Annotated in this window: 13 protein-coding genes; 8 read left to right on the forward strand and 5 right to left on the reverse strand. The window is 65.7% G+C overall.

Annotated features, from left to right (window positions below):
* From F6S12_RS26170 to F6S12_RS26190, 5 genes are all read right to left on the reverse strand, one after another.
* Positions 1-339 (reverse strand): DUF3299 domain-containing protein (locus F6S12_RS26170; protein WP_315869474.1); only part of this gene is annotated, 339 nt, incomplete at its 3' end.
* 137 nt (positions 340-476) lie between these two features.
* A complete protein-coding gene (locus tag F6S12_RS26175) occupies positions 477-722 on the reverse strand; it encodes a GlsB/YeaQ/YmgE family stress response membrane protein (protein WP_011064289.1) in 246 nt (81 codons plus the stop codon).
* Positions 723-829: 107 nt separating this feature from the next.
* Positions 830-1912, reverse strand: a complete 1083-nt coding sequence (locus F6S12_RS26180; protein ID WP_123472606.1) for a 5-(carboxyamino)imidazole ribonucleotide synthase — start codon at positions 1910-1912, stop codon at positions 830-832.
* A gap of 11 nt (positions 1913-1923) precedes the next feature.
* Entirely contained in the window at positions 1924-2415 is a 492-nt protein-coding gene (gene purE, locus F6S12_RS26185; protein ID WP_011064291.1) for a 5-(carboxyamino)imidazole ribonucleotide mutase, read from the reverse strand.
* Between the two features lie 309 nt (positions 2416-2724).
* A complete protein-coding gene (locus tag F6S12_RS26190; protein WP_011064292.1) occupies positions 2725-3639 on the reverse strand; it encodes a LysR substrate-binding domain-containing protein in 915 nt (304 codons plus the stop codon).
* A 181-nt stretch (positions 3640-3820) separates the two neighbouring features.
* Between F6S12_RS26190 and aspA the strand changes: the two genes are divergently transcribed.
* From aspA to F6S12_RS26230, 8 genes are all read left to right on the forward strand, one after another.
* Positions 3821-5245, forward strand: a complete 1425-nt coding sequence (aspA, locus tag F6S12_RS26195) for an aspartate ammonia-lyase (protein ID WP_315869475.1) — start codon at positions 3821-3823, stop codon at positions 5243-5245.
* A gap of 481 nt (positions 5246-5726) precedes the next feature.
* Positions 5727-6083 (forward strand): DUF6124 family protein, encoded by a 357-nt coding sequence (locus F6S12_RS26200; protein ID WP_053154616.1) that lies wholly within the window; start codon positions 5727-5729, stop codon positions 6081-6083.
* A 309-nt stretch (positions 6084-6392) separates the two neighbouring features.
* Positions 6393-7118, forward strand: a complete 726-nt coding sequence (locus tag F6S12_RS26205) for a hypothetical protein (RefSeq protein WP_053160468.1) — start codon at positions 6393-6395, stop codon at positions 7116-7118.
* A 98-nt stretch (positions 7119-7216) separates the two neighbouring features.
* Positions 7217-7864, forward strand: coding sequence for a hypothetical protein (locus tag F6S12_RS26210; RefSeq protein ID WP_311166579.1), 648 nt, complete (start codon positions 7217-7219; stop codon positions 7862-7864).
* A 45-nt stretch (positions 7865-7909) separates the two neighbouring features.
* Positions 7910-8929, forward strand: coding sequence for a beta-ketoacyl-ACP synthase 3 (locus F6S12_RS26215; RefSeq protein WP_315869476.1), 1020 nt, complete (start codon positions 7910-7912; stop codon positions 8927-8929).
* Positions 8929-9936, forward strand: coding sequence for an NAD-dependent epimerase/dehydratase family protein (locus F6S12_RS26220; RefSeq protein WP_065365013.1), 1008 nt, complete (start codon positions 8929-8931; stop codon positions 9934-9936). The genes F6S12_RS26215 and F6S12_RS26220 overlap by 1 nt, the downstream gene beginning before the upstream one ends.
* Positions 9933-10787 (forward strand): MBL fold metallo-hydrolase, encoded by an 855-nt coding sequence (locus tag F6S12_RS26225; protein ID WP_315869477.1) that lies wholly within the window; start codon positions 9933-9935, stop codon positions 10785-10787. Before F6S12_RS26220 ends, F6S12_RS26225 begins: the two co-directional genes overlap by 4 nt.
* Positions 10777-12135 (forward strand): F390 synthetase-related protein, encoded by a 1359-nt coding sequence (locus tag F6S12_RS26230; RefSeq protein WP_315869478.1) that lies wholly within the window; start codon positions 10777-10779, stop codon positions 12133-12135. The genes F6S12_RS26225 and F6S12_RS26230 overlap by 11 nt, the downstream gene beginning before the upstream one ends.
* Positions 12136-12285 lie beyond the last annotated feature (150 nt).

Raw genomic sequence — 12285 nt, forward strand, 5'->3', positions numbered from 1 at the left:
GGCGCCCGGGTACGGCACCAGGAAGAACAGCGTGCTGCGCCCCTTGGCATCGGCTTCCAGCGGCACCGGATAACCGCCGATGCGGATCTGCTTGTCATTCATGGCCGGCACGGTCTTGGTGGAATACATCACCGCCGGCAACCCCTTGCTCTGCTTCAGGCCGCCCTTTTCGGTGAAGGTGCCATTGGCTTCCGGGGAGTTGTGGTCGATTTCCGGCATCTGCTCCAGGGCCTTCTGGTCCGACTTGGGCATCAGCTCCAGCCAATCGGTTTCCGGCAGTTCGCCAGCCTGGGCCAGGCCGCAGCCCAGCAGAACAAAGGTCAATAGAAGACGGCGCATGTGAGGGTGGCTCGGTCAAAAGGGAAGGACGGGAAAACCCGGGCATTCTAGTACCCAGACCGTCAGATGCGTTGAAGTTTCAGATGAAGAAAAAGGCTCCCCTCCGCGCGGACGGCAGAGGGGGCTTGTAGCGTGGTTCAGCTCTTCTTGACGAAGCCGTAGATCACCAGCAGGACGATCGCGCCCACCAGCGCACCGATGAAACCGGCGCCCTGGCCAGCCTGGTAGATACCCAGCGCCTGGCCGCCATATGTGGCTGCCAGCGAACCGCCGATACCCAGCAGGATGGTCATGATCCAGCCCATGCTGTCGTCGCCCGGTTTGAGGAAGCGCGCCAGCAGACCAACGATCAAGCCGATGAAAATGGTTCCAATAATGCCCATGGCTGTTCCTCTGTAAGGGGGGTTCAAGCCAAAGCCTAGCCAGCACTTTGGCATCCTGCTATCAGAGAACGGCGGGAAACGAAGGTTCCCGCCAGCCAGAGGATTTGTTACTCGGCGATCAGCGCTTGCACCTTGAGGATCTGCGCTTGCAGGGTCGCCTGATCGGCGCAGCGCAGGTTGGCGTGGCCGACCTTGCGACCGACCTTGAAGGCCTTGCCGTAGTGATGCAGGTGGCAGTCGTCGATAGCGATGACCTTGTCCACCGGCGGCACTTCGCCGATGAAGTTGATCATGGCGCTCTCACCGACCTTGGCCGTGGAGCCCAGGGGCAGGCCGGCCACCGCCCGCAGGTGGTTTTCGAACTGGCTGCACTCGGCGCCTTCGGTGGTCCAGTGCCCGGAGTTGTGCACCCGCGGAGCGATCTCGTTGGCCTTGAGGCCGCCGTCCACTTCGAAGAACTCGAAAGCCATTACGCCCACATAATCCAACTGCTTGAGCACGCGGCTGGAGTAGTCCTCGGCCAGAGCCTGCAACGGGTGGTCGCTGCTGGCCACCGACAGGCGCAGGATGCCGCTGTCGTGGGTGTTGTGCACCAGCGGGTAGAAACGGGTTTCACCGTCTCGGGCGCGCACGGCGATCAGCGAGACTTCACCGGTGAAGGGCACGAAGCCTTCCAGCAGGCAAGGCACGCTGCCCAGTTCGGCGAAGGTGCCTGCGACGTCGGCGGCGCTGCGCAGGACCTTCTGGCCCTTGCCGTCGTAACCCAGGGTGCGGGTCTTGAGCACGGCCGGCAGGCCGATGCGCGCCACGGCGGCGTCGAGATCCGCCTGGGACTGGATGTCGGCGAACTCCGGAGTAGGAATCCCCAGGTCCTTGAACATGCTCTTCTCGAACCAGCGATCGCGGGCGATGCGCAGTGCTTCGGCGCTCGGGTAGACCGGCACGAACTGCGAGAGGAAGGCCACGGTTTCCGCCGGCACGCTCTCGAATTCGAAGGTCACCAGGTCCACTTCATCGGCCAGCTGGCGCAGGTGGTCCTGGTCGCCGTAGTCGGCCCGCAGGTGTTCACCGAGGGCGGCGGCACAGGCGTCCGGCGCCGGGTCGAGGAAAGCGAAGTTCATTCCCAGCGGAGTCCCCGCCAGGGCCAACATGCGGCCCAGCTGGCCGCCACCGATTACACCGATCTTCATCGTCAACAACCTCAGGCGACGCGGGGGTCTGGATTGTCCAGGACGCTGTCTGTCTGTTCAGCACGGAATTTTTTCAGCACCGCATGGAACTGCGGGTGCTTGGCGCCCAGGATGCTCGCCGAGAGCAGCGCCGCGTTGATCGCGCCGGCCTTGCCGATGGCCAGGGTGGCCACGGGGATGCCGGCCGGCATCTGCACGATGGACAGCAGCGAATCCACGCCCGAGAGCATCGACGACTGCACCGGCACGCCCAGCACCGGCAGGTGGGTCTTGGCCGCGCACATGCCCGGCAGGTGCGCCGCGCCGCCGGCACCGGCGATGATCACCTCGATGCCTCGCGCCTCAGCCTCATCGGCGTACTGGAACAGCAGGTCCGGGGTGCGGTGTGCGGAAACCACCTTCACCTCGTAAGGGATGCCGAGCTTTTCCAGCATATCGGCGGTGTGGCTAAGGGTGGACCAATCGGACTTGGAGCCCATGATCACGCCAACCAGTGCACTCATCGTCGTGCCTCTTCTCTCTGGGCGCCCGCAGGCGCGTCAAAAACAACAAGCCACGCGAAATGCGTGGCTTAAATTGTACGAATTATGGCCAGGCGAACCGGCCGAAGGCCGCGCAGTATACCGAAAAAGGCGCGTTAAACGCACTTTCGCCGACCATCTGCAAAACAAAGTATTTCCGGCGCAAAACCCCGATTTTATTGACTCCAAGGTCAATCCAGCCCCCCCCTCGCAGGCGCTGGCTTGCCAGCGAACAGGCCCACCCTGCGATCACCGCCCTCCCGGCCGACGCCTTCGCCGGCAAGCCGGCTCCTACGTGGCCGCAGCTTGCGCGGCAGCGCCTTCCAGCTTGCGCCAGAGCAAGCGTACGTTGGCCTTGCGCACCAGGGCGCAGCGGTACAGGCGAATCTCCAGCGGCACATGCCATTGCGCCCCGCCGCACACCACCAGCTCGCCCCGGGCCAGCTCGGCGCGCACGCTCAGTTGCGGCACCCAGGCAATGCCCAGGCCTTCCAGGGCCATGCTCTTGAGGCTGTCGGCCATGGCGGTTTCATAGACGGTGGTGAAACGCAGGTTGCGCTGGCGCAGCAGCAGGTTCACCGAACGCCCGAGGAAAGCCCCGGCGCTGTACGCCAGCAACGGCACGCTGGCCTCGCCTTCCAGGTCGAACAGCGGCTTGCCCTGGGCATCGGCGGCGCACACCGGGAGCATCTCGGTGTGCCCCAGGTGCAGCGAGGGGAAGATTTCCGAGTCCATCTGCAAGGCCGCGTCCGGGTCATAGAAGGCCAGCATCAGGTCGCAACCGCCTTCGCGCAGGGCGTGCACCGCATCACCGACGTTGGTGGCCACCAGCCGCGTGGCGATGTTCAGCCCTTCGTTGCGCAGTTGGGCGATCCAGCGCGGGAAGAAGCCCAGCGCCAGGGAGTGGGCCGCCGCCACCTGCATCACCTCGCCCTGCCCGCCTTCCAGGTGGTGCAGGTGACGCACCACCTCGCCGAGCTGTTCGACCACGGTGCGCGCGGTCACCAGGAACAACTGCCCCGCTGCCGTCAGCTCCACCGGCGTACGCGAGCGGTTGACCAGGGTCAGGCCCAGGGCCGCTTCCAGGCTGCGGATCCGCCGGCTGAAGGCCGGCTGGGTCACGAAACGTCGCTCGGCAGCCTGGGAAAAGCTGCGGGTGGCGGCCAGGGCACTGAAGTCCTCGAGCCATTTGCTTTCCAGATTCATCACGTCCTCCCGGACACGCACCATTTTAGGTCACACGCTCGCCGGCAACCCGGCGTCACACCGGCATTATGCCGAATATGCATAGCCCAGTGTTTAACAGCATTGGCCCAAAAAATCCCTTCGGCCTAGGATTCGCAGCGTTCCCGGCACAGACCGGGTCCCTACCGAGATGATCTCCGTCATGTCCTCCGCTGCATCTTTCCGCACAGAAAAAGACCTGCTTGGCGTACTCGAAGTACCGGCTCAAGCGTATTACGGCATCCAGACCCTGCGAGCGGTGAACAACTTCCGCCTCTCCGGCGTTCCGATTTCGCACTACCCAAAACTGGTCGTGGCCCTGGCAATGGTCAAGCAGGCAGCTGCTGACGCCAACCGCGAACTGGGTCATCTGAGCGAAGCCAAGCATGCAGCCATCAGTGAGGCCTGTGCCCGCCTGATCCGCGGCGACTTCCACGAAGAGTTCGTGGTGGACATGATTCAAGGCGGCGCTGGCACTTCGACCAACATGAATGCCAACGAAGTCATCGCCAACATCGCGCTGGAGGCCATGGGCCACAGCAAGGGCGAATACCAGTACCTGCACCCGAACAACGACGTGAACATGGCGCAGTCCACCAACGACGCCTACCCGACCGCGATCCGCCTGGGTCTGCTGCTGGGTCACGACGCGCTGCTGGCCAGCCTCGACAGCCTGATCCAGTCGTTCGCCGCCAAGGGCCAGGAATTCAGCCACGTCCTGAAGATGGGCCGTACCCAGCTGCAAGACGCCGTGCCGATGACCCTCGGCCAGGAATTCCACGCCTTCGCCACCACCCTGGGTGAAGACCTGGCTCGCCTGAAGACCCTGGCGCCGGAAGTGCTGACCGAAGTCAACCTGGGCGGCACCGCCATCGGTACCGGCATCAACGCCGACCCGCGCTACCAGCACCTGGCCGTACAACGCCTGGCCACCATCAGCGGCCAGCCGCTGGTACCGGCGGCCGACCTGATCGAAGCCACCTCCGACATGGGCGCCTTCGTGCTGTTCTCCGGCATGCTCAAGCGCACCGCGGTCAAGCTGTCGAAGATCTGCAACGACCTGCGCCTGCTGTCCAGCGGCCCACGCACCGGCATCAACGAAATCAACCTGCCAGCGCGTCAGCCCGGCAGCTCGATCATGCCTGGCAAGGTCAACCCGGTCATCCCGGAAGCGGTCAACCAAGTGGCGTTCCAGATCATCGGCAACGACCTGGCCCTGACCATCGCGGCCGAAGGCGGCCAGCTGCAACTGAACGTGATGGAACCGCTGATCGCCTTCAAGATCTTCGACTCGATCCGCCTGCTGCAACGCGCCATGGACATGCTGCGCGAGCACTGCATCACCGGCATCACCGCCAACGAAACCCGTTGCCGCGAACTGGTGGAGCACTCCATCGGCCTGGTCACCGCGCTGAACCCGTACATCGGCTATGAAAACGCCACCCGTATCGCCCGCATCGCCCTGGAAAGTGGCCGTGGCGTACTGGAACTGGTGCGCGAAGAAGGCCTGCTGGACGACGCCATGCTCGACGACATCCTGCGTCCGGAAAACATGATTGCCCCGCGCCTGGTTCCGCTGAAGGCGTAACCGGCGCAACACCGAAACACGCAACACCGCTCACCAGGTTGAGGGACTAGACACCTCTCACCTTTTGAGGGCTTGGAGCTTCGTCTCCAGGCCCTTTTTTTTGCCTGGAGAAAAGCAGAGCTTGTAAGGGGATGCCGCCCGGCATCGAAGCGGATTCGCTTTGTTTTGTAGGGCAAATCCGAGAGAATCCCCCACGCCTTTGAGCGCCTTGTACCCCTTCGAACGATCAGGCAGTCTCCCGGTGCCGCTGCCAAATCAGCGGCCCGGATGTGGAAGTCTGGGATAAAGGACGTGCAGTCGTCTCATTCGAACACCCTTGCCGATGCGGCTAGGGTGAACTCGATTTATGGCGGCTGTGCGTAGGGCACCCTCGGGTGCGCCGGTTCCTTTAGCCCGGTCTTCCACACCTGCGCACGGCTGCCACCCTCTCATGTGGAAGTGAGATCCGGCGGTTTCTTAAATTGCTAAAGGAACCAGTCTCATGAAAAAGCTCGTCCCCGATCCACCCTTGCCCACCGATCATCCGCGCCGCGACCCGGAGCTGGACCGCGCCAACGCCAACCTGCTGGCCGCCTTGCACGGCACCCGCCATCGCCCCTTCGGCCTGCGCGACGCCCAGGGCCATCCGCTGTTCGCCGTACAGCCCCAGGTGAATGCCGAAGACGCCCTGATGCACGTTTCCTTGCTGCTCAAATGCGCCGAAGAGGTGTCCGATGAAATCACCGAACGGGCCAGCGGCATCGAGCGCGGACTGATCTGGTCCATGGTGCATTCCGTGGAAATGGCCCGCGCCGTGGTGGACGCCCTGCTCGACGGCGCCCGCCCCGGCCCCGCCTAAACACCGCCCCGTAGGAGCTGGCTTGCCAGCGAAGAGGCCTGCCCTGCCTTCACCGAAATCCGGCCAACGCCTTCGCCGGCAAGCCGGCTCCTACAACCCCAAACCGCGTACATCCCGTAGGAGCTGGCTTGCCAGCGAAGAGGCCTGCCCTGCCTTCTCCGACGTCCTGGCCGACGCCTTCGCCGGCAAGCCGGCTCCTACAGGTCTTGCGAACGTCATGGGGCCCTTGTTTTAAACCAGCACAATCCATCGCCCAAGGTGGATAATCGCTCCTCCCAAACATCCGCCATCCCCGAGGCACCGCAGTCGATGGACCCGACGCACACCCAAGCCCTGCAACAGCTACGCAAGCTGATTCCCATCGGCCTGCGCCATGCCCAGGCCCTGCTCGCCCGCTGCGCCAATAATCCGCAGCAAGCCGCCGAGCTCTACAAAGCCGAGCTGCTGCAGGTGCTGGTAGACAAATCCGGCCTGCCCGCCGAGCACGCCCGGGAACAGCTGCACGCCGCCGGTTACGACCTGAACCGCGCCCTGCACGCTATAGAAGAAGCGCGCTTCACCCTGACCCAGCGCATCCTGCGCAAGCATCACCGGGACAAGGGCCAGGCCCTGGACCTGATTGCCCAGGCCATCGAAACCGCCGAGCAACTCCCGCGTCAGTACTGGCTGGATTTCCAACGACTGGAGGCGCTGGCCCCGGCACTGCGATGCTTCATGATCCTGCACGAATGGCTGGCCTTCGAGGGCTGGGAAGGCTTCGATAGCGCCCTGCACTTTCATCTGTCCCAGGCCATCGCTCAGTTCAGGCTCCTGCATCTGGACGCCCTGGCGGACACCCTGGAGCAGGCCAATCAGCGCCAGCAGCAGCTACGAGCCGCCCACGCCGGGAGCGAAGGCCCCGTCGAGCTGGCCATGCGCATCAACCAGGACCCGTTCTTCAACCGCTGCCAGGACCACTTCAACCAGCAGCGGCCGCAGCTGGACGAGCGCCTGTACCAGTGGGTGGAGCAACATCTGGAGCAGTTTCCAGCCTGAACAGCCGCTTGGCGTTGGCGCACACGCCGCTGCTCAACACACCCCAGAAGCCGGTAGACTGCCGCCCTCACCGAACACGGACCTCGGATTCAGCCCCCATGGAATTGCACTACCGCATCACCCCCGCCCACACCAAAGCCTGGATTGCCGAACCGCTGAAGCAGGAACTGCTCAAGGGTGATCAGCAGCATGTCCGGGTCATGACCTCATTTGCCCGTTGGCAAAGCCGCTTGATCGGTCCAGTGATGTTCACCCTGTGCCTGATCGGCGGCTGCCTGTCGATCTACTTCCCCGAGCGGACCTTCACCCCGGAGAAGGTCATCGCCATGGTGGCGTTCGCCTTGATCTTCATCCCCCTGTGGTGGCGTTTTTCCGGACGCTGGATCAAGCACCTGCAAGCCCGTATTGCCGCCACCCCGATCAAACCCCAAGCGCCGTTGCGCGGGTTGAGTCAGCGCCTGATCGAAACCCGGTTGCGGGCCGTCGAAGGCACCTATTGCCTGAACTTCGACGACCAGGGCTTCACCCTGCTCAACGCTCGCGGAGGTCAGAGCAGCCTGGCCTGGAAGCAGATCGCAAGCGTGCAGGAAATTCCCGACTTCTACCTCGTGGCGGACGCCGATATGGAGCGTCAAGGCGTGGCCTGCTTCATCGCCAAACACACTGACCTGATGCCCACCGAGGCCTACCAGCAGGGGCTGCAAGCCTTCCTGAACCAATGCCCGGCGGCACTGCCAGCGCACTAACCGCCTCTCTCAACGCCAGCCCCGACGCCCACACACGGAATTTGCATGCACACATCAGCGTCCTCCCCTCGCCCGGCCCGCGCCCTGGCCATGCTCGGCACCGGCCACGCCCTGCCGCAGCGGGTGGTCACCAGTGCCGAGCTGGACCGCCAGCTCGGCCTGGAAACCGGCAGCGTGGCGCGCATCAGCGGAGTGCAGCAGCGCCACGTCGCCGATCCTGCGGACACCGCCGCCAGCCTCGGCGCCAGCGCCGCGCGCCAGGCCCTGCAAGCGGCGGGCCTGGCGCTGGATCAGTTGGACCTGATCGTCTGCGCCAGCGGCACCATGGACCAGGGCATGCCCTGCAACGCCGCGCTGCTGCAACGGGAGCTGGGCCTGGGGCAGTCGGGTATTCCGGCCATGGACATCAACGCCAGCTGCCTGGGCTTTATCGCCGCCCTGGATACCTTGTCCTGGCCGATCCAGGCCGGGCATTACCGACGCGTGCTGCTGGTGTGCGCCGACATCGCCTCCTGCGGCCTGGACTGGCAGCAGGTGGAAGTCTGCGGCATCTTCGGCGACGGCGCGGCAGCAGTGGTGCTGGAAGCCGGCGACGGCGGCCCGAAGATCCTCGCCTCGCGCCTCAAGACCTACGCCGAAGGCGCCGCGCTGTGCCAGATCCCCGCCGGCGGTTCGCGCTTTCATCCGCGACGCATCCAGGTGCCCTTCGAGCCCCTGACCAGTTTCACCATGCAGGGCAAAGGCGTGTTCCGCCTCGCGGCCAAGCACCTGCCCGAACTGATGGACGATTTGCTGCAGCAAGCCGCACTGTCCCTTGCGCAGATCGACTGGATCATCCCCCATCAAGCCAGCCAACAGGCTATGCAGCATGCGGCCAAACGCCTGAGCCTGGGGCCGGAGAAAGTCATCGATATCTTTGCCCAGCATGGCAATCAGGTGGCGGCGTCCCTGCCCACCGCTCTGGATATCGCGGTGCGCGACGGGCGCATTCAACGCGGACAAACCCTGATGCTGATCGGCACCGGCGCGGGCCTGTCCCTGGGCGGCATGATCCTGGAGTTTTGATGAAGATCCTGGTCACCGGCGGCACCGGTTTTATCGGACGGCATCTGGTCTGGAAGCTGGCCGCCGAAGGCTGCGAGGTGCAGTTCAGCGGGCGCAACCCCGAGGCGGCGGCGCAAGTCATTGCCCACAGCCCGGCGCCCGTGCGCTGGCTGCCCCTGGAGCACGGCAGCCCGCTGGCCAAACGCCTGCTTGCCGATGCCAGCCGCGAGCATGACGCCATCGTGCATTGCGCCGCCTTGTCTTCACCCTGGGGTTCGCCCCAGGCCTTCGCCCGGGCCAACCTCGACTCCACCGCCGAGGTGATCCACGCCTGCGGCAAGAACCGCATCCCGCGGCTGGTGCATATCTCCACCCCCAGCCTGTATTTCAACTTCAGTGATCGCCTGGGCATCCGCGAAGACCAGCCGCTGCCACCACCGGTGAACGACTACGCCCGCAGCAAGGCCCAGGCCGAAACCCTGCTGGCAGACGCCAAGCTGCCCGAATGCGTGATCCTGCGCCCCCGGGCGGTGTTCGGCCCCTGGGACGCAACCCTGATGCCGCGCCTGCTGCGGGTGATGCAACGGGGGGCGATTCCACTGATGCGCGGCGGCCAGGCGCAGCTGGACCTGACCTGCGTCGACAATCTGGTGCACGCGGTGTGGCTGGCCCTGACCCGGCCCCTGCCGCGCCCGCTGTGCGTCTACAACCTGAGCAACGGCACACCCCTGGCCTTCAAGGACCTGCTGCAACAGATGGCCGAGCACTTCCGCCTGCCGCTGCGCACCCGTCGCCTGCCCTGGCCCCTGGTGCATGGCGTGGCGCGCCTGCTGGAGCTCAAGGCACGGCTGGGCAACGGCGCCGAACCCTTGATCACCCGCTACGGCGCAGGCGTCCTGGCCTTCAGCCAGACCCTGGACATCAGCGCCATCCAGCGCGAGCTGGGCTACCACCCGGTGATCACCCAGGAACAGGGCATTGCCCAGCACGCCCAATGGTGGCTGGCCCAGCAGAGGCAACGAGCATGAGCCGCAGCGTCAGCTTGAAGATCCTCCGGGCCGGCTGGTGCCAGCACCTGGAATGCATGGCCGACCGTGGCGGGCGCCTGGCGCCGGTGCAATTTCCGGCGCTGTGCGGGCTGATCCAGCACCCGGAGCACGGCTGGATTTTGTACGACACCGGCTACGCCGAGCACTTCTTCCAGGCCACCCGGGCCCTGCCCGAGCGCCTGTACCGCAGTGCGGTGCCGGTGCAGTTGCCGGTGGTCGAGCAACTGGGGGCGCAGCTGCATGAGCTGGGCATCGGCCCGGGGGATATCCGCCATGTGATCATTTCCCACTTCCACGCCGACCATATCGCCGGGCTGCGGGACTTTGCCAATGCGCGCTTTATCGCCCTGGAAGCCGATTACCGGCATATCGACAGCCTGCGCGGCCAGCGTTGGCGCGCCACCCTTGGCGGCCATCTGCCGAGCTTGCTGCCGGACGACTTCAGCGCCCGCCTGCGCCTGGCCGAAGCCAGCCCCAGCTGTGCGCTGCCAAGCTGGATGGCGCCCTTCGAGCAAGGCCTGGACCTGTTCGGCGATGGCAGCCTGATCGGCGTGCCGCTGCCGGGGCACAGCGCCGGCCAGCTGGGCCTGTTCATCCCCGACGCCCAGGGCCGGCCGGTGTTCCTGGTGGCCGATGCCTGCTGGTCGGTGCCGGCCTGCCGCGCCGAGCGCCTGCCCGCTGCACCGGCACTGTGGTTTGCCAGCGCCGACCGTCAGCAATACGTGCGCACCTACAGCGGCCTGGGCCAGCTGATTCGCCGCGAACCGGCGGTGGCGGTGCTGCCGTCCCATTGCACCCAGGCCTGGGAGGCGTTCGCCAATGAACAGTGAGCGCCTGCTGGGCACTCTGCGCAGCATCGGTTCATTCGTGTTCAGCCGCTACGCCCTGCGCTTTCGCCGCCGCGAGCGGCTGGAAGCCTGGCAGGCCCGGCGCCTGCGGCACTTCATGGCCAAAGTCCTGCCCCGTGGCCAGCGCTTCAACGGGCTGACCCAAGACGGCCTGCACAGCTTGCCGATCATGGACAAAGCCGCCCTGATGAGCGACTTCGCCGCCTTCAACACCCGCGCCCTGAGCCTGGAACAGGTGTTGCCGGTGGCCCTGCAGGCCGAGCGTTCCCGGGACTTCAGCCCGACCCTGGGGGACATCACCGTGGGCCTGTCCAGCGGCACCTCGGGGGCTCAGGGGGTGTTCCTGGTCAGCAGTGTGGAACGCCAACGCTGGGCCGGCATCCTGCTGGCGCGCACCCTGCCCCGGGCGCTGCTGCCCCGGCTGCTGTGCCCCTGGCTGGCGCCGCTGCGGATCGCCTTCTTCCTGCGGGCCAATAGCCGCCTGTACACCACCCTCGCCAGCCGCCGCATCGACTTCGCCTTTCATGACCTGACCCTAGGCCTGACCGCCTCCCTGCAACGCCTCAACCAGCAGCATCCGGACGTGCTGGTGGCCCCGGCCACGGTGCTGCGGGGGCTGGCCCAGGCGGCCCTGGCCGGGCAGCTGACGATCCGCCCACGGCACATCCTGTCGGTGGCTGAAGTGCTGGAAAGCACCGACGCCGAGCTGGTCCAGCAAGCCTTCGGGCGCAAGCCGCAGCAGATCTATCAGGCCAGTGAAGGTTTTCTCGGCTACACCTGCGAGGCTGGCACCCTGCACCTGAATGAAAGCCACCTGCACATCGAGCCGCAATGGCTGGACCCTGAGCGCACGCGCTTCCAGCCGATCATCACCGACTTTTCCCGGCGTACGCAGCTGATCGTGCGTTATCGCCTCAACGACATCCTGCGGGTGGCCAGCGCGCCCTGCCCCTGTGGCCGTGCGGAGCGGGCCATCGCCGCCGTGGAAGGCCGCGCCGACGAGATCCTCTGGCTGCCCCGGCTCGACGGCCAGCAGCTGGCACCGCTCTACCCTGACGTATTGCGCCGGGCCCTGCTGATGCTGGGGGCGGAACTGGAGGAATACCAGATTCACCAGCGCGGGCTGCTCTGGCAGGCCAACCTGCGTACCTCGGGCGACTACCACGGGCTGTGCCAGCGCTTGAGCGAAGCCCTCGCCGAACTCTGCGCGCAACAAGGGCTGCAGGCGCCGCAGCTGAGCTTCGGCCACTGGCAGGCACCGCCGCCACAAGCGAAAAGACGCCGTCTGCTGATGCTGCAACTACCCGAGGGACTGCCATGCGTGTATTGATTCTCGGCGCCCGGGCCCCGGCCTGCCTGGAGTGGGCCCGGGCCTTTAGCCAAGCCGGCTGGACGGTGACCGTGGCCGACTCCCTGGCCCAACCCCTGAGCCGCTTCAGCCGCGCCGCCGAGCACTTCGTGCGCCTGCCGGAGCCGCGCC

It is taken from the genome of Pseudomonas sp. JV245A, assembly GCF_032424515.1.
GTDB lineage: Bacteria > Pseudomonadota > Gammaproteobacteria > Pseudomonadales > Pseudomonadaceae > Aquipseudomonas > Aquipseudomonas protegens.

What these genes read in the sequence shown, in the direction of transcription:
- purE (WP_011064291.1), bottom strand. Translation starts at nt 2,415, where the DNA reads ATGAGTGCACTGGTTGGCGTGATCATGGGCTCCAAGTCCGATTGGTCC.
- F6S12_RS26225 (WP_315869477.1), top strand. Translation starts at nt 9,933, where the DNA reads ATGAGCCGCAGCGTCAGCTTGAAGATCCTCCGGGCCGGCTGGTGCCAG.
- F6S12_RS26230 (WP_315869478.1), top strand. Translation starts at nt 10,777, where the DNA reads ATGAACAGTGAGCGCCTGCTGGGCACTCTGCGCAGCATCGGTTCATTC.
- F6S12_RS26210 (WP_311166579.1), top strand. Translation starts at nt 7,217, where the DNA reads ATGGAATTGCACTACCGCATCACCCCCGCCCACACCAAAGCCTGGATT.
- F6S12_RS26190 (WP_011064292.1), bottom strand. Translation starts at nt 3,639, where the DNA reads ATGAATCTGGAAAGCAAATGGCTCGAGGACTTCAGTGCCCTGGCCGCC.
- F6S12_RS26200 (WP_053154616.1), top strand. Translation starts at nt 5,727, where the DNA reads ATGAAAAAGCTCGTCCCCGATCCACCCTTGCCCACCGATCATCCGCGC.
- F6S12_RS26180 (WP_123472606.1), bottom strand. Translation starts at nt 1,912, where the DNA reads ATGAAGATCGGTGTAATCGGTGGCGGCCAGCTGGGCCGCATGTTGGCC.
- F6S12_RS26215 (WP_315869476.1), top strand. Translation starts at nt 7,910, where the DNA reads ATGCACACATCAGCGTCCTCCCCTCGCCCGGCCCGCGCCCTGGCCATG.
- F6S12_RS26220 (WP_065365013.1), top strand. Translation starts at nt 8,929, where the DNA reads ATGAAGATCCTGGTCACCGGCGGCACCGGTTTTATCGGACGGCATCTG.
- F6S12_RS26205 (WP_053160468.1), top strand. Translation starts at nt 6,393, where the DNA reads ATGGACCCGACGCACACCCAAGCCCTGCAACAGCTACGCAAGCTGATT.
- aspA (WP_315869475.1), top strand. Translation starts at nt 3,821, where the DNA reads ATGTCCTCCGCTGCATCTTTCCGCACAGAAAAAGACCTGCTTGGCGTA.
- F6S12_RS26175 (WP_011064289.1), bottom strand. Translation starts at nt 722, where the DNA reads ATGGGCATTATTGGAACCATTTTCATCGGCTTGATCGTTGGTCTGCTG.